This window comes from Streptomyces sp. V2I9 (assembly GCF_030817475.1).
Taxonomy (GTDB): domain Bacteria; phylum Actinomycetota; class Actinomycetes; order Streptomycetales; family Streptomycetaceae; genus Streptomyces.
This window is the reverse complement of sequence record NZ_JAUSZJ010000002.1, coordinates 316,565-332,835: the sequence shown is the minus strand read 5'-3', so window position 1 is coordinate 332,835 and position 16,271 is coordinate 316,565. Positions and strand designations below refer to the sequence as shown.

At 71.9% G+C, this 16,271-nt stretch carries 12 protein-coding genes and 1 pseudogene; 7 read left to right on the top strand and 6 right to left on the bottom strand.

The features are described 5' to 3' along the window. Positions 1 to 8: 8 nt before the first annotated feature. On the bottom strand, positions 9 to 491 hold the full coding sequence (locus QFZ71_RS01505; RefSeq protein WP_307666427.1) for an Lrp/AsnC family transcriptional regulator: 483 nt from the start codon (positions 489 to 491) through the stop codon (positions 9 to 11). A 263-nt stretch (positions 492 to 754) separates the two neighbouring features. Between QFZ71_RS01505 and QFZ71_RS01500 the strand changes: the two genes are divergently transcribed. Then, positions 755 to 2,260, top strand: a complete 1,506-nt coding sequence (locus QFZ71_RS01500; protein WP_307666426.1) for an FUSC family protein — start codon at positions 755 to 757, stop codon at positions 2,258 to 2,260. 279 nt (positions 2,261 to 2,539) lie between these two features. On the opposite strand, the gene QFZ71_RS01495 is transcribed toward QFZ71_RS01500, so the two are convergent. Further along, the gene (locus QFZ71_RS01495; RefSeq protein ID WP_373465177.1) at positions 2,540 to 3,385 is read right to left on the bottom strand and encodes an SMI1/KNR4 family protein; all 846 of its coding nucleotides are present in this window, start codon (positions 3,383 to 3,385) and stop codon (positions 2,540 to 2,542) included. A gap of 74 nt (positions 3,386 to 3,459) precedes the next feature. Here QFZ71_RS01495 and lepB point away from each other — a divergent pair. Next, positions 3,460 to 3,965: pseudogene (gene lepB, locus QFZ71_RS01490) on the top strand (signal peptidase I). Between the two features lie 783 nt (positions 3,966 to 4,748). On the opposite strand, the gene QFZ71_RS01485 reads toward lepB, so the two are convergent. Then, entirely contained in the window at positions 4,749 to 5,378 is a 630-nt protein-coding gene (locus QFZ71_RS01485) for an RNA polymerase sigma factor (RefSeq protein ID WP_307671311.1), read from the bottom strand. 148 nt (positions 5,379 to 5,526) lie between these two features. Continuing rightward, a complete protein-coding gene (locus QFZ71_RS01480) occupies positions 5,527 to 5,925 on the bottom strand; it encodes a hypothetical protein (protein ID WP_307666425.1) in 399 nt (132 codons plus the stop codon). Between the two features lie 259 nt (positions 5,926 to 6,184). Here QFZ71_RS01480 and QFZ71_RS01475 point away from each other — a divergent pair, with 259 nt between their 5' ends. Further along, positions 6,185 to 6,775 (top strand): DUF4303 domain-containing protein, encoded by a 591-nt coding sequence (locus tag QFZ71_RS01475; protein WP_307666424.1) that lies wholly within the window; start codon positions 6,185 to 6,187, stop codon positions 6,773 to 6,775. A 144-nt stretch (positions 6,776 to 6,919) separates the two neighbouring features. On the opposite strand, the gene QFZ71_RS01470 is transcribed toward QFZ71_RS01475, so the two are convergent. Together QFZ71_RS01470 and QFZ71_RS01465 are read right to left on the bottom strand one after the other, a co-directional pair. Beyond that, the gene (locus tag QFZ71_RS01470) at positions 6,920 to 10,477 is read right to left on the bottom strand and encodes a S8 family serine peptidase (RefSeq protein ID WP_307666423.1); all 3,558 of its coding nucleotides are present in this window, start codon (positions 10,475 to 10,477) and stop codon (positions 6,920 to 6,922) included. 370 nt (positions 10,478 to 10,847) lie between these two features. Continuing rightward, positions 10,848 to 11,633, bottom strand: a complete 786-nt coding sequence (locus QFZ71_RS01465; protein WP_307666422.1) for a peptidoglycan DD-metalloendopeptidase family protein — start codon at positions 11,631 to 11,633, stop codon at positions 10,848 to 10,850. 478 nt (positions 11,634 to 12,111) lie between these two features. Here QFZ71_RS01465 and QFZ71_RS01460 point away from each other — a divergent pair, with 478 nt between their 5' ends. The 4 genes from QFZ71_RS01460 to QFZ71_RS01445 all read left to right on the top strand — a co-directional run bounded on the left by QFZ71_RS01460 (position 12,112) and on the right by QFZ71_RS01445 (position 16,180). After that, positions 12,112 to 13,233, top strand: a complete 1,122-nt coding sequence (locus QFZ71_RS01460; protein ID WP_307666421.1) for a sensor histidine kinase — start codon at positions 12,112 to 12,114, stop codon at positions 13,231 to 13,233. A gap of 103 nt (positions 13,234 to 13,336) precedes the next feature. Beyond that, positions 13,337 to 14,404: a hypothetical protein gene (locus QFZ71_RS01455; protein WP_307666420.1), complete on the top strand. Its 1,068-nt coding sequence runs from the start codon at positions 13,337 to 13,339 to the stop codon at positions 14,402 to 14,404. Continuing rightward, positions 14,383 to 15,039: a response regulator transcription factor gene (locus QFZ71_RS01450; protein WP_307666419.1), complete on the top strand. Its 657-nt coding sequence runs from the start codon at positions 14,383 to 14,385 to the stop codon at positions 15,037 to 15,039. The genes QFZ71_RS01455 and QFZ71_RS01450 overlap by 22 nt, the downstream gene beginning before the upstream one ends. A 361-nt stretch (positions 15,040 to 15,400) precedes the next feature. Beyond that, positions 15,401 to 16,180, top strand: coding sequence for a D-Ala-D-Ala carboxypeptidase family metallohydrolase (locus QFZ71_RS01445; protein ID WP_307666418.1), 780 nt, complete (start codon positions 15,401 to 15,403; stop codon positions 16,178 to 16,180). Positions 16,181 to 16,271: the final 91 nt, after the last annotated feature.

Sequence of the window (16,271 nt, the reverse complement as noted above, 5' to 3'; positions counted from 1 at the left end):
GGGCCAGGTCAGGCGGAGGGCGAGGCCGACCGCCCCACGGCCTCCACCAGCGGCAGCATCCGGTGCGCCACCCGCTCGCGCAGGGCCACGTCGGTCCGCGTCCTGACGACCCCCGGCAGCTGGATCAGCCGCTGGATCACGTCTTCCAGGTGCCCGTTGTCCCGCGCGACGACGCGGGTCAGCAGATCCCCGCCGCCCGTCGTCGAGAACGCCTCGATGATCTCGGGCACGGCGGCCAGCGCGTCGCCCACCTCGACCAGATGCCCCTGGGTGACCTCCAGGTGGACGAAGGCGAGCACAGGGTGGCCGAGGGCGGCGGGGGAGAGCGTAGGTCCGGTGCCCGTGATCACGCCGTCGCGCTCCAGCCGGTCCAGCCGGGCCTGGAGGGTGCCGCGGGCCACACCGAGGATGCGCGCGTACTCCCGGACGCTGGTGCGCGGCTGCTCGATCAGCAGGCGCAGGATGCGGGTGTCGAGAGCGTCCACCGCCATGATCCGCAGATCTCCTTCCGAACCGTCCTGTACGGCCCCGACTGTATCCGGGTGGAAGGATCGCCTCCGTATCACCGGAGCTGGTCCGTTGGCCTGCTGATGGCCGAGCCTTTCCCTTACCGGCTGGGCCATTGGGCCACCATATTCCGGTCCGTTTGATCCAAGGGTCCGGAAGATGCTGCAATGGGACGGTCGATGGCGCTGCGGACTTCCGCGGCGCCTTTTTCATGCGAGTTCTGCGGCGACGCGGAAGGGGTGGAAGCGTGCTGAAGAGGGTGTTCGTGGCGCCGGATCCGGGGCGGATACGGCTGCGCTTCGCCTCCCGCGCCGTGATCGGCATCGGTCTCGCGGTCGCAGTGTGCGGGCTCGCCGGGCATTCGCTGGAGGCGGCCATCACCGGCGGACTCGCGGCTCTGCTCGCCCTCTTCACCGTGACCGATCCGACGGTGCGCGGACAGGCGGTCACCACGGCCCTGCTCCCCGTCGCCGGGCTGCCCGTCCTCGCCCTCGCCGCCGCGCTGCACGACGCGCCGGTCGCCCGCGACCTCAGCTTCCTCGCCGTGATGGGGGCGGGCGTGTACGCCCGCCGCTGGGGGCCGCGCGGGCACGCGCTGGGCGTCTTCGCCTTCATGATGTTCTTCGCCGCCCAGTTCCTCCACACCGTGCCCGCTCAGCTGCCCGAGCTGTACGCGGCCGTGGCGCTGTCGCTGGGCGCCGCCTCCACCGTGCGCTTCGGCCTGTGGTGCTACGAGCGGCGGCTGCCCGTCCCGGCGTCGCCCGCTCCGCCGGAGACCGGCGGCCGGTTGCGCGTCACCACCCGGCAGGCGGTCCAGGCCACCCTGGGCGGGGCCTTCGCGCTGGGCCTGGGGCAGGCGCTGTCCGACCAGCGGTGGTACTGGGCGGTCGGCGCGACCTGGTGGGTCTTCGTCAACACGACCTCGCGCGGCGAGACGCTCGTGCGGGGATTCCGCCGGGTCCTGGGGACCGTGATCGGCATCGTCTCCGGTTTCGCCGTGGCCATCCCGCTCGACGGCGCGGCCGTCCCGACCGCTGTCGTCGTCACGGTCGGCGTCTTCGGCATCTTCTACACGGCGGCGGTCTCGTACAGCTGGATGATGTTCTTCGTGACGGTCATGGCCGGCATGCTCTACGGGGCGCTGGGGGTCCTCGACGAGGCGCTGCTCTGGCTGCGCGTCGCGGAGACCGCCGTCGGGGCGCTCGGCGCGGCGCTCGCCGTGCTGCTGGTCCTCCCCGTCACGACGCACGCGACGACCCATTCCTGGATCCAGCGCGCACTGAGCTGCGTCCACGCGTGCACGGCCCAGGCCGCCGCGCGGCTCGCCGGCGCTCCGGGCGCCGACCCCGAGCCCCACATCGCCGAGCTCGAACTCCTGCTGGGGCGGGTACGGCTCTCCCTCGCGCCCCTGGTCCACCCCCTCAACCCGCTCCGCGCCCGCAAGGCCCGCGCCCGCAAGGTCCTGGCTCTCCTCGACGACTGCGCCCGCGAGGTCCGCGGCCTGGCTCTCGTCGCGGCCGACCCGGACGCCTCGCACGACGACCGCCTCACGGCCGCCTGCTGGCGGGTCCGGTTCGCGGTCGAGGTCCTCACCTCCCCCCGGCCCGGCACGATCCCGGCCGCACCCGCCCACGCGCACCGCTCCACCGCGGCAGATCCGGCCCTCGCCCACCTCCACGACCTGGAACGCGCCCTCGCCGAACTCGTGAGCCCGCTCAGCCACGCCCCGTACACGGCGTCGATGAACACCTGAGGTCGGAGTCAGGGGACGAGGAGCGCCCGGTTCGATCCGGCCCGACGCCAGGCGGAGACGCACTGACATACGAGCAGGGGCAGACCGGCCGGCTGCCAGGAGGAAAATCGACGGAGAAGAGGCGAGCAGCCGTTGCCTCCGGTGCGATTGCCGGGCCTGCACATGCGACACCGCACTCCGGGCGAATGCGGCCGTCGCACGGGCGCGCACGACGTCCGGTGAGCCGGCCCCGACCGGATTACGGTCCGACGTAACGCGGACGCGGAGGCGGTGCGCCACTCAGTCCATCGGATAGAAGTCGGGCTCCGGAAACAGCCTCGCGATCGAGAACGGCTCGAAAACGGGATCGGTCAGTACTCGGCAGACGAACTCGGAGGTGGACATGTTCACTTCGTGCCAGGGGTAGGGATCTCCCTGTGTGACGATGGGCCAGCTCGCCGGATCCTCATCCTCGGACGCCAGCCAGAAGTAGCTGCACTTCATCTCACCGAACGCCCAGGGAATGAGGCCGCGCTGACCTGGCCGATACATCCGGTAGGGCTTGAAGGCGGGATCGGGGCCGCTCTCCGGGTCGCCGTCGAGAAACTTCTTCCAGATCCTGACCAGGTCGAACTGCCTCGTGGCATCGACGGTGAAAACACGCAAGAATTCCGAGAATTCGCCCTTGCCGAATGTCTCGGCAAGCTTCTTGTAATCCTCGGGCAGTGGTGTACCGAGATCTTCCTCGACGCTGTTCCAGGGAATATCGAGCCGAAGTGGCTCCCAGTGCGTGGCCTCAGCGATTCGCTCGATCCACATTCTCTTCACATTCCGATCGAAGGCTTGGCCCCAGGGGGTGTGCCAGATGTACGACACGCCCCCCGGCATCACTCTATGGGGTGTTGTAGACCGGCACCGAACCGCTGGCGCCGCTCGAACTGTTCCAGGTTGTGTCGAACCGGTCCGGCATCGATCGGTGGCACCGGGGTTGTGCACCATGACCTGGTAGAAGACGGTGCTGCCGCTGTTGATCTGCTCGGCCACCGCGTTTTCCACCCTCGCCATCGCACCCCGGCTCACGTCACCGTGGATCGGCACCAGGTTCCTGATGTCCGTACCGGAGCCGCCGAAGCGGCCGGCGATCAGGTGACTCGCTCCAGGCCCTTCCGATAGGGCGGACCACCCTTCTGCATCGCCTCGGGGATGTACAGAGGGGCGGGATGGAACCCACCTACCGCGAAGGCACGCGGATCGCGATCGAGAAGGCCGGCGGCACGGCCGTCCGGCATGGCGACGTCGTGCTCTTCGCCGTACCGGGCAGGTACGGCGGGCTGCCGGTGCTGCAGCGTGTCACCGGGCTCGGCGGGATCACATCGTTCTCGCGGACGGATCCCTGACCGTCAACGGCCGGGCGGTGAGCGAACCGCATGTGAAGTGGGCCGGTGACGGTCCGAGCGCCCCCGACATCGACGTCACGGTGCCCCCGGACCGTATGTTCCCGCTGGGGGACAACCGCGCGAACTCCAACGACTCCAGGTTCTTCCTCGACGAGGACGCGGGCACCGTCCCCACCGCCGCCGTCCTGGGCCGTGCGCTTCCGGACAGGAGCACCCTCACCTTCCTCGGACCGACCGTGGTGCTCGGCGTACTGAGCTGTGTCGGCGGAGGCGTGTGCGCGGTGGCCGGGCGTCGGAGGACCCTCCCCGCGTCCTTCCTCCGCGCGTGAGTGCGGCAACCCGACCGGGCGACCGCGGTGCCCCCACCCGGCCTGCTCAGGAACGCTTGTCTCCTCCCCGCGCGTGCTCTCCGCTCCGGCCTCGTGAGGGCGCGGCCGACTGAGGTGCCTTCGGCCGCCCCGGTACCGCGGCTTCGGCCGGCCTCCGGGGTGCCGGGGGAACCTTCGCTTTCGCTTCGGGTGATGTCGCGCAGTGGTCGTCGACCGCGCCTGCCCCTCCCGCCGGCTCCGTCAGTCGTTCGAAGGCGACACCGCGATGAGGGCGCTCGCCCCGGGTCCACGCGCGGCAGAGTGCCCCACGGTTCGCTGCCGGCGCGTCGCGCGCGTCCCCGGACACCGAGGGGCCCGGGGACGGAAGGCCCCGACCGGACGGCTCGGATGCGGGAGCGGGAGCCGTCCCACCCGGGGTACCCGGTGCCTCGACCCCCGAAGGGGGACTGGGCTGCCGGTCGAGCGTGTCGGTGGGGGCGAACGGAACCGGGAGCACACCGGCGCCGACCGCCATGGCCACGCCGCCGAGGGTCACGCCGGCGAGGGCCGCGCCGAGCCCCGCCCGCAGCGAGACACCGAGGGAGAACCGTCGCCGCCCCGGACGCCAGTCGTCGCGCCTGCGGGGACGCTGCGAGCTCAGCTGAGCGGTCGTGCCACGCGCCTCTCGAAATGCCGCCAGCGCCCGCTCCGCCCCCTCACGCCCGACCTCCCCCCGAAGGCCGTCCGCGAGCATCTCGATCTCAGGCGTGACGGACACCGCCTCCGATTCCTGTTCCTTACGTGTCACGTCTCATCCCTCGATGGGCCGGGCACCATGTCCGGTGCGCTCTTCGCCACGCTCACCGGGGTCAACTGCTCGGCCAGGCGCTTCAGCCCCCGGTGGGCGGCCGTCCGTACGGCGCCAGGACGCTTGCCGAGCACCCGCGCCGCCGTCGGCCCGTCGAGCCCGACCACCACCCGCAGCAGCACCGCCTCCGCCTGGTCCGGCGGCAGCCCGGTGACCCGCGCCAACGCCGCCCGCGTCGACATCGCCTCCAGCACGGCCTCCACCGTGTCGGCCCGTCCGGGCAGGTTCAGAACTTCCGGTTCGACCAGCAAGGTAGGAGGTCTCCGTTTCTGCCTGCGCAGGTGATCCATCGCCCGGTGCCGCGCGATGGTCGCAGTCCACCCGCGAAATCCCACGCCGTCGCCCCGGAATCTCCTCAGATCCCGGGCGATCTCCAACCAGGCATCCGAAGCGACATCCTCCGCATCCGCCCCCACCAGACCCCGCACATACCCGAGGAGACCTGGTTGGACCAGGAGGTACACCCTCTCGAATGCGTCCTCGTCTCCTTCCTGGGCAAGCGACACGGCCCTCCCGAGCTCCAGGTCACGCTCCTGCGTACGCCGTCGGTCCCCGCCCCTGATCACACACGCCTCTTCGATCGCCCAACTCTCGCCCCACACTCCTCTGCGGTCCGGCACACAGAAATGTCACAGGAAGCGGAACCCGCGCTTCACGGCTGCGCCTGAAGAAGTGCCGTCACCGCGTTGCTGTGGCCACTCACCTCGGCTCCCCTCACCGGTCAGCCGTCATCGGGACCCTCGGACGACCGTGCAGCAGGAAGTACATCTGCTGGACGGACTCCTCCGGCCCGGCGGCGAACCGATTGGTCACCTTTCCGATCGGGTTCCACGCCCGTCCGTCGGGCATCCGGACACCCACCACCTGCCCGAACAGTTCCTGCTGTCCGGGATCGAGGTCCACCCACTCGGCTCCGGCGCGCCGTACGAGCACCTCGCCCGCGTATGCCCCCAGCCAGAACAGCTCGCCCGCCACCGCGCCCTGCTCCGGCCCGGCGGCCCGGAGTCCGTCGACGATACGGTCCACCACGCGGAGGCTCGCCACGGAGTAGTCCAGCGGCAGCCGCTTCCGCGCCATCACCCGCCGCACGAACTCCGCGACCCCGACCCGCATCTCGACGGCGGAAGAAGCCGTCTGCCGTTCCCACTCGCATCCATCGCATTCCCCGGAACCCGCGCACGGCCGGGCTCCTGTGGTTGATCGACGAGCTGGTGGGCCGGGCTCAGGCCGAGGGCCTGCAGCCCGGCCACGCCCCGTGCACGGCGCCGGCGAACACCTGAGGCCCGCAGCCGTACCCGGCCCTCGTTGTGTACCGTGCGATCCTCGGACGTACGGCGGCCGGGACGAGGACGAGGACGAACGGAGGGGCACCGTGGCCGGTGATACGCCGGGGGCATGGACGACCGTGCTGCGGGAGCGGATCGTCATGTCCCTCTGCGCGACCGTGGGCCCCATGCTGAGGGGGCGGACGGCGGAGGACCTGTACGCGCTGGCGATCACCACGGACAGCGACATCGTCACGCTCCGCCTGGTGGCCCACACGGAGGAAGCCCTTCAAGCCCTCCTGCTCGAAGGCGGTGAGGGTGCCGCGGAGGACGCCGATCACTACCGATGGTGGCCCGACGAGTGGAGGATCTCGGACGACGGCGTGACGCCCGAGAACGGCTCGGAGTCGACGGTCGACCTCTGCAAGGTCATGTTCGCGGCGAGCGGTGACGTGTCCGGCCACGGCCCGGACGCACACGAGCAGTGGCGTGAACGGGCCCGCGCGATGCTGGAGAACGCCCTCGGTGACCCCCGCGTCCGGGCCCGTCTCGCCGAGGTCGAGCCCGCCTGGCGTCCCGTCCTGTTCGTCACGGACACCGACGGCGACATGCGCCCCACGGTGCGCAGTATCGATGTCCTCAACGCAGGACATCCGAACTCCGCCCTCGTCGCTTCCGCACGGGAGTACTTCGACTGAGGGAACGGGGGGCGGATCGCGTGCGGTGGCCGGGGGCGGAGGAGGCAAGCCCGTCCCGCGTCGGACGCGGGACGGGCTTGCGTGCTCGGAGCCGTGAAGAGATCACGCACGGCTCAGAAGCGGGTGGGGCTCACGAAGGGCGGCTCACGAAAGGTCGGGGCGTTCGGTGACGCGGATGGAGTTCACCAGCGTCCTGCCCCTGCCCGAGACGAAGCGGACGTTGAGCTCGCCGTCGGTGACCTCCACCGTGTAGGTCCGCTGCAGAGCCTTGTACGACCCGACCTCGCGGGCGATGTCCAGGCTCGGCTCGACCTCCGTGCGCTCCGCGATCACGTCGAAGACCCGTGCGGTCGGCCTGGTCGACGACAGCTCCGCGAAGTCCAGCTCCACGGTGTACATGCCGTTCGGGACATTGCCGAAGCGGTACTCGTACATGCCCTCGCGGGCCGTCGTGAACCGCTGGGGATCCTGGGTGCCGCTGATCTTCTGTCGGGTGGACGTCGTCTTCGACGTGCCGAGATACCCGAACGAGCCGGTGTACGGCCGGTCCGGCTGCCAGCTGTCGCCGCTCGAGTCCGTCGAGGCGGAGCCGGCGCCGCTGTCGAGCGCCTGCTGGTAACCGGGCACGACCAGCGTCACCGGAACCTTGATCTCCGGACTGCGCCCGCTGTCGGAACGCACCAGCAGTTCCGCCGAGAGGACGGTGCCGGGCGCGTGGCCCGACGTGTCGAAGCGGAGCGTCGCCTTCTGCTGGGCTCCCTCGGCGAGGTCGCCCTCGGTGGGGGAGACCATGAGCCACGGCACGTCCTGCGCCGTGCCTCCGACGGCTTCGGCGATCGTGTACGGGGTCGGGGAACCGGTGTTGGTCAGGGTCACCGACCGTTCCCGTGTCCGGTCGGCCGGGGCGACGACGGTGACCCGCTCCTGGTCGAGCGCGACCCGGCCCGTGGTCAGGGCCATGCTCGCGTCGGCCACACGGCCCGCCTCCACGGTGACGGCCTGTTTGTCACCGGTGTAACCCGTGGCCGCGAACGCCAGGGTGTGCGTGCCCGTGCCCAACTGCAGCGCGTACCTGCCGTCGGAGCCCGTCGTGGTCCTCGTCGAGCCCACGGCCACCTCGGCGCCGGACACGGGGCCGCCGTCGTTGTCGTCCTTGACCGTGCCCAGCACCACGCCGGACTTCGTCGTGCGGAAGGCGAGGCTGAGGCCGTCCGTGAGCGCCTCCGTGTTGAAGGAGTACTCGAAGGCGTCCGTGCCCGCCGCGTTCTCGACGCCGACCGTGGCGCTCCGGCCGGTGGAGTAGCTGCCGGACGCGTCGGAGAGGTCCTTGTACCGGTAGGTGACGGAGCCGTTCTCCCCGATCTCGGCGGAGAAGGAGAACGGGGCGTCCTGGTCGTACCAGCTGACGATGTCACGCCACTCGACGACGAACGTCCGGTTCGGGTACGTGCCCCGGAGCGCGGTGTAGACGCCGCCGGCGTCGGGGCGGACCAGCAGGTCGTCCCAGAACGGGTAGAGCGCCGCGTTCGGGGTGGCGGTGCGGGGCAGCGCGGTGTTGGCGTTGCTGGAGTTCGCCGCGGCGAAGTTCAGGTAGCCGTTGGTGCTGACCCAGGCCGACCGGTGGGTCTCGCCGTAGAACGGGGCCGGGAACGGCAGGTCGATCTTGACGTGGGCGGCGTCGCCGCTCACGTTCAGCTTGTCGGTGCCGGCCACCCAGGTCTCGGCTCCGGCGGCGCATGCCGTGCCGAAGGCGTCGACGCGGTCGGGCAGGCGTATGTCGGCGACCGTGTCACCGGCCACCGGCACCTCCGCGGTTCCCGGGGACACGCAGCGGGATCCGTGCGTGGCGTTCACCGTGTACGTGCCGTGCGGCAGGGTCGCCTGGTAACGGCCCCGGGCGTCGGCGGTGGCGGTCACGGGAGTGCCGGCGAACGACAACTCGGCGCCGGCCGCGGGGCCCGCCGAGGACGTCACGGTGCCGGTCACCTTCGCGGACGGAGCGACCACGAGGGAGAAGTCCCGAACGGTGTTCCGGCCCTCGGTGACGGTTTCGGTTCCGGCCGCGTCGGTGTGACCGAACTTCTTGACGGTCAGGGCGTAGTCGCCCACCGACAGCGCGGGGAAGCTGTACGAACCGTCCGCGCCGGTGACGACGGTACGGTCGATCGGCCCGTCGGCGACGACCCGGGCGCCCGCGACGGTTTCGGCGCCGGAGGTCACGGTGCCGCTCAGGGAACCGGTCGCGCCGCGCGGGGCGTCGCTCACCGCGGCGTAGGCGTCCAGCCGGCCCTCACCGAAGACGTTGTTGTCGTCCTCGGTCCCGCCGCAGGTCAGGGCGGACACGTTGATCGAGGTGTCGTCGAGGAGCGCCTCGGTGGCCGCGATGTCGCCGTGCAGGGACGCCGAAGCGGACCAGACCAGGGCGACGGCTCCCGCAGTGTGCGGGGAGGCCATCGACGTACCGCTGAGCGCGCTGTAACCGCCGCCGGTGTAGGCGGAGCGGACGTTCACCCCGGGGGCGGCCAGGTTCGGCTTGACGGTGCCGTTCTCGCCCGTGCCGCGTGAGGAGAAGCTCGCGATGGCGTTGTTGCTGTCGAAGGCGCCGCTCGCGTAACTGCTGAGGTAGGAGCCGGGGGATCCCGCAGTGTTGCAGCCGGGGCCGCTGTTGCCGTTGGAGAACGCGGGGAAGATGCCCGCGGTCCGCCACGAGGTCACGATCTCCTGGTACCAGGAATCCTGGGTGCTCGATCCCCAGGAGTTGTTCACGATGTCGGGGGCCAGGTCGGGCCGGGGGTTGGCGCCGCTCGCGTCGGTCGGCGCGACCATCCACTGCCCGGAGGCGAGCAGGGACGCGCGGGAGCAGCTGCTGCTCTCGCAGCCCTTGGCGGCGATCCAGGTGGCTCCGGGTGCGACACCGACCTGGTTGCCGTCGCCGTCGTCACCGACCATGGTGCCCATGGTGTGGGTGCCGTGGCCGTTGTTGTCGCACGGGTCGTCGCCGGCGCACACGTCGGCCGGGTCGAACCAGTTGTAGGCGTGGGAGAAGGAGCCGTCGGCGTCGCGGCCCCGGTACTGCTCGACGAGCGCCGGGTGGTCGTACTGGACGCCGCTGTCGATGTTGGCGATGACGACGCCCTCGCCGCGGACGCCGTACGTGCTCCACACCTGCGGGGCGTTGATCCGGTCGATGCCCCACTCGATGCCGTTGACGGTCGGCTCGACGTCGCCCTCGACCGGCTTGTCGAGCTGGATCGTCCGGTCGGCCTCGATGGACTCGACATCGGGTAACTCGGCGATCTTCGCAGCGAGTTCGATGTCGCCGACGACCTTGACGGAGTTGTCGATCCAGTACGGGACGGCGTCGGATCCGGCGGCCGCGGCTGCCTTGAGGACGTCCGCCTGGGTCTCCTGCGCGACCTTCTTCTTGGCCGTGAGCACGGCCCTGGCCTTGTCCGTCTTGTCCTGCGCGCGCTCGGCGGCGGACAGTTCGGCGTCCTGGCTCATGACGACCCAGAAGGTGGTCTTGCCCTTCTCGTCGAACTGCTCGATCAGCTTCTGCTCGGCCTTGAGGGTCAGAAGCTCCTGCGCCGTGGGGGCGGCCGGCTCGCCGGCCGTCGCGGTTCCGGCGCCCCAGGGCAACAGCACCAGCGCTGCCAGGGAAGCCAGAGCGATCCGGCGTGGGGATCTTCGAAACGGTGCCATGAGTCTCCTCGGTAGGCGGGGTGGTGGAGGTCCGCGAGGTCTTCGCGGGCTGCCGTACCACCGGGCGCGACACGTCACTCAGGGATGACTGGGGTGTGCGGAAAGTGACGAGGACAAAGATGCCCATGCTGCGTCGTGCATGACAAGGGGGCAGTGACCCCTTCCGTGAGACGCGATGACGGCGCGTGGCTCCGCCGGTGGACCGTGGTCGGGGCGTCGGGGCGTCGGGGCGTCGGGGAGGCGGGGAGGCGGGCGGTCCGGGTCGGTGTCCTTCCCCCGGCCGGCGGGTGGGGTGATCCGGTGTCGGCCGGGACGGGGCGGGGGCGACTCCGTCCCTCGTGGGGCGGCGGTGGAGGGGAGCCGTGACGGGTCAGCCGTTCCTGCTCACCGGTGCGGACCCGTTCGGATACCTGGTGCCCGTCTCCACACGGTCGGGGATCTCGCGGCTGAGTTGGCTGTCGCAGTTCACCACGTTCCAGTGCAGGTGCGGGCCGGTCACGTCGCCGGTGGCGCCGGATGTGCCGATCCGCTGGCCCTGGGACACCCGGTCACCGGTGTTGATGATCGTGGCGCTCAGGTGGGCGTACTGGCTGCACCGGTTGCCGCCGTGGTCGACGAGGGCCATGATGCCGCCCGCGCCGTTCCGGCCCTCGAAGCGGATGGTGCCACCTGCCGAGGCCAGGATCGGGACGCCGGCCGGTGTGCCGAAGTCGACGGCGTGCCGGTTGTCGTCGTCGTTGTGCGAATAGCCCTCGCCCGGAGTCTGGGTCACCCGGTACGCGCTGCCCGCGGGAAAGGGCAGCTTGAACGGGGCGCTCCCGCCGGAGCAGGGGCCGACCACCGGGCTGTTCGCCCCGGTTTCCAGGAAGCCGTCGGTGACCCACCCGCCGGCCGGCAGCTTGTTCCAGATCCTGGTGTTGCCGCCGATACCGGCGACGACGTCGCCGTACCCGTAGCACCTGATGGTCACCCGGCTGCGGTTGGCGAGACTGCCGATCACCGCAGCCCGTAGGTGGGGTTCGGCCCGCATCTGGAGCGGCAGACCGCTCGGCACGCTCACCGTCACCACGGCGTCGGCGTGCGCGACGGTGGCCGACGCCACAATCCCGAGACCTGAGATGAGCAGGGCCGAGCCGGCCCGGACGCCATGACGCATGGTCGCCTCCTGATGCGGTTGTGTGTGCGGGAGATGGGGGGGGACGGGGCGCTCCCGGTTCGCGCGTGGGCGTCGAGGGGCCTGTGAGCGCCGGAACGTAGCAACCGGCGGACCGGGCGGCATCGGGTGTTCGACCGACGGACGAGAGGTGGCATCTCCGCCGTGTCGCTTCCGCCCTGCCGCGCGCCGGCCACCCGGTCCCGCTGTCCGCGTCCGGCGGCGATCCCCCGCTCGGCCGGTACGGCTTCGGTATAGTCCGCGACGCCGGACTCCCGTTCCTGGCAAGCGAGTTGGTCCATTCGATCAGGAAGTTCGGTGTTCCGATGCCTCGTCCGGCGCCCCACGGTGACGCGCCGGTGGTCCGCTCGTCCTGTGCGTCCGTCCGCCCGGAGGGCGACGGCCGCCCGGCACCTCCACCGTCACCGCGGCCCCCGTGCGGGTGCACGGCCTCCTGGCCCGGCCGGTGAGAGGCGGGCCGGTGGTTCCGCCGCACGACGGTGTCGAGGCGCGCTTCGTGGTGTCCGCACGGCGGCTGGCCCCGCCGGTACGCGGGATCGCGTCGGTCGTCATCAGCGCCTTCGGTCTGCTGGCGGCGCCCGAAGCCGCCCTGCCGCTGGGGTACGCGCTGTGCGGCGCGGTGCTCGTGGGAGCGGCCGTCGACTGCTGGGTGGGACTCACCGGCTGGGGCGCGGCGCTGTCACTGGTGTTCGCCGTCCTGCGCGTGGCAGCGGTCTGCGCCACCCAGGAATGGACCGGGGGCCCGCAGAACCCGTGGGCGCTGAACATGCTGACCACCACGGCGATCACCCTGCAGTGGGAGTGGCGTCCCGCGGTCGCGCTCCCCGTCACGGCCGGGCTGTTCGTGGTCGACGCCACCGCGACGGGGAGTGACGCCCTCGGCGGCCCGCTGCCCCGCCTGGTCGTCGAATGCCTCCTGGCGCGCCTGGGGTTCGTGCTGCTCCGCCGTTCGGGCAGGCGGGTGGACGAGGCGCGGGAGCACCGGTCGGCCCTGGTACGGGCGGAGGCGCTCGCAGCGGCGCGGCACCGGCAGGAACGCGAGTACCTCGCCCTCCTGCACGACACGGCGGCGTCGACGTTCCTCCTGGTCGCGGCGCAGGCGGAGGAGATGGGGCCGGAGCGGATCGCCGAGTACGCCCGGCACGACCTCGCGGTGCTCACCGGCACCGCCACGGGGACGGCCGTGAAGGACAACGGCGTCGACCTGGCGGCCTCGCTGCGCGCCGGTGTCGGCCACGGCCGGGTGTCCGTCGAGGTCCGCTCGACGGGCGCCGCGCTGGTCCCGGCCTCGGTGGCACTCGCCTTCGTACGGGCGGTGCGCGAGGCGCTGGTGAACGTCGAACTGTACGCCGGGGTCGACACCGCGGAGCTCAGCCTGCGCCGCGAACAGGGCCCCGGCGACCGGGTGGTCGTCGAAGTGACCGACCACGGGGTGGGCTTCAACCCGGAGGAAGTGGCGTCCTCCCGTCGCGGCATCCGGGGATCGGTGGTCGAGCGGCTCGCCGGCGTCGGCGGCAGCGCCACCGTCATCTCGCGGCCGGGCGCGGGGACCACCGTGAGGCTGGTGTGGCCCGGTGCGTGAAGCGGGCCCTTCGGGCGGTGGCCCGTGCCGTACGGACCGGACTCCGGGTACCCGTACGGGCGGCGTCCCGGAGCCTCGGGGGACCCATGCTCCGGGCGACCACGTGTACGCGACGATGCGGATCATCCTGGTCTGCGCCGCCGTGGTGCTGCAGTTCGGTCTCGGTCTGCGCCCCCTGCTGACCCAGGGGCACGCCTCGCGGGGGCTCGCCGTGGCCGCCTTCGTCGTTCTCGCCGCCGTCACCGCTGTTTGCTGCGGTTGGGTGGTGCGGCGCAAGCCGCTGCCCGTCGCCCTCGTGGCGGTGGCTGCACCGGTCGTGGTCGCGGCGTCGTTCTGCGCCACCGCCGCGGTCGCCCCTGATCAGCGCTTCCAGACCCCCGATTGGTCGTTCGGCCTGGTGGGGTGGCATCTGCTGGTTCTCCTGCTGGACCGGGCCGGGGTGCTGGTCGCGGTGCTGGCCGCGCACCTCGTGGCGAGCACGGGCTTGTTCCTGGCGGCGGGTGTGCCCGAGCGGGCGGCGTTCGGGGCGGCCGGGGCCGCCGCCTTCGGTGCGCTCGCGGTCCAGTTGGCGGTCGTGGTGGTCACCCGCGTCCTGCACCGCCAGTCCCACGAGGCGGCGGCGGAGGCCGAGGAGCGGGACCGGTCGGTGACCCGCATGCTGGCTGCGCGGCAAGGGGATAGGGACCTGCACAGCCTGTTCGCCGGGCGGTTGGGGGCGACGCTGCCGTTGCTCGCGGGCCTGGCGGACGGCGCACTGGACCCGCGCGACGCCGCCACCCAGCGGCGGTGCGCGCTCGCCGCGACGCAGTTGCGGCGACTGTTCGCCGAGAACGACGACGTGCCCGACCCGCTGGTGCACGAGGTCGCCGCCTGCGTCGACGCGGCCGAACGCCGGGGCATGGACGTGTCGTTCGCGGTCAGCGGTGTGCCGGTCCCGGTTCCCCCGCAGGTGCGCCGCGAGTTGACCGGGCCGGTGATCACGGCGTTGTCGGCGGCCCGGAGCCGTGCCAGGGTGAGTGTGCTGCGCACCGCTGAGGAGGTGCGTATCGCGGTGGTCGCCGATGCCCGTGACGAGGTGGTCACCGTCCCCACCGGCCGGGTCGCCGTCGAGTGCGGCGTCCATGGTGAGTACCTGCGACTGGAGGCCAGATGGCGCACGAGGCAGGGCTGAGTGCGGTCATCGTCGACGACCACCCCGCCGTGCGCGCCGGGGTCGCCCAGTGGCTGGTCACCGGCGTCCCGCCGATCCGGGTCGTCGCGTCGGGCGACGATGTCCGGGTCGCCTGGACGGGGGACGGCGCCGGCGCCGACGTGGTCGTCCTCGACCTGCATCTGGGCGGCCCGACGCCGGCCACGGGCGAGCTGCGCAGGCTGACGGAGGCGGGACGACGGGTCGTCGTCTACTCGATGCGCGTGGACAACGCGACGGCCCTCCAGTGCCTGGAACTGGGGGCGTTGAGCTATCTGACGAAGGCCGAGGGCGCGGAGCACCTCGTCGAGGCCACCGCCGCCGCGGCCTCGGGCCGTGCGTACACGCCACCGGCGCTGGCGGGCGCGCTGGCCGGAGACCGGTCCACCGGCCGGCCGGCCCTCTCGGCACGCGAGACCGAGGTGCTGGTCGAGTGGTTCCAGTCCGAGTCGAAGGAGTTCGTGGGCCGGCGGCTCGGCATCTCCCCCCGTACGGTCAGCACCCACCTCGAACACATCCGTGTCAAGTACGCGATGAGCGGCCGCGAAGCGCCCACCAAGGCCGCGCTCCTGGCCCGTGCGATCCAGGACGGACTGGTGCGGCTCGACGACCTGTGACCCGGCCGCCCCGGCCCCGAGGAGGTGTCTCCGGGCGGCCGCCCCCGACCGGGGCGTGTTCGGCGCGTGCCTCCGCCGGCCCCTCCCGTGCCCGCCCGCCGCTCCGGGTCCGCCCGGCCCGGTGCCAGGGCTGACATGTCGTGTCCCGTCCATCGGTCGAACGTCCGATGGCGGCCGGCCGGTCTGTTGCTACGTTCGGCGCGCACAGCCCGAGAACCCGTCGCAGAGTCCGTCCACGGGAGGGGCCGGCGGCGTCCGGTCGCACCGTGACCGGACGCCGACAGGAATGCGGCCGACTCCCGGGGCCGCCTCCCGCACCGCGCCATCCGACAACGCCACCGTCCGAACAGGGGCCCCTCATATGACACCGCGTTCATCCCTGTTGCTCGCGTCCGTCCTGGCCGGCGTCAGCTTGCTGCTGACCGCGCCCACGTCCGCGTCCGCGAGCACCGCACCGTCCCGCGCGTCCGCCTCGGCATCCGCCGACGCCGCGCCCGCCGACGCCTGCTTCACCTGGAACAGGTCGCTTTCCGAAGGAGCGGCCGGTGAGGACGTACGGCAGCTCCAGATCCGGGTCGCCGGCTATCCGGGATTCGGCGGCGAACTGGCCATCGACGGCGAGTTCGGCCCGGCCACGAGGGCCGCGGTACAGCGCTTCCAGGCGGCGTACGGCCTGGAGGCCGACGGCGTCGCGGGCCCGATCACCTTCGGCAAGATAGACGAACTCCAGAAGGGCGACTGCTCCCCGGCCAACTTCGACTGGTCGGAACTCAACCAGTGCGGCACCGACTGGTCGGGGGGCCAGGTCGATGCCGCCACGGTCCAGGCCCATGTGCTGGTCACCATGTGGAAGCTGCAGGCTCTGCGGCACGCGATGGGCGACCGGCCGATCGGCATCAACGACGGCTTCCGCGATCATGCCTGCAACGACGCCGTGGGCGGCGCCCCCGACAGCCTCCATCTGTACGGCCTCGCCGCCGACCTGAGCGCCGGCTCCCAGGGCTTCTGCGCCCTGGCCCTCAGGGCCCGCGAACACGGCTTCACCCAGATCCTGGGACCGGGCTACCCGGGCCACGACGACCACGTGCACGTCGCGGGCGGCACCGGCCGGTACTGGTCGGCCCCCGGGTGCGGCCTCTGACCCGCTCGGCCGGCCGCCTCGCCCGTCCCCTCTCCGGAAGGAGAAGCGTCCGTCCGGTGTGCCTTCGGCCCTGCCGCTCGGCCACGCTCCT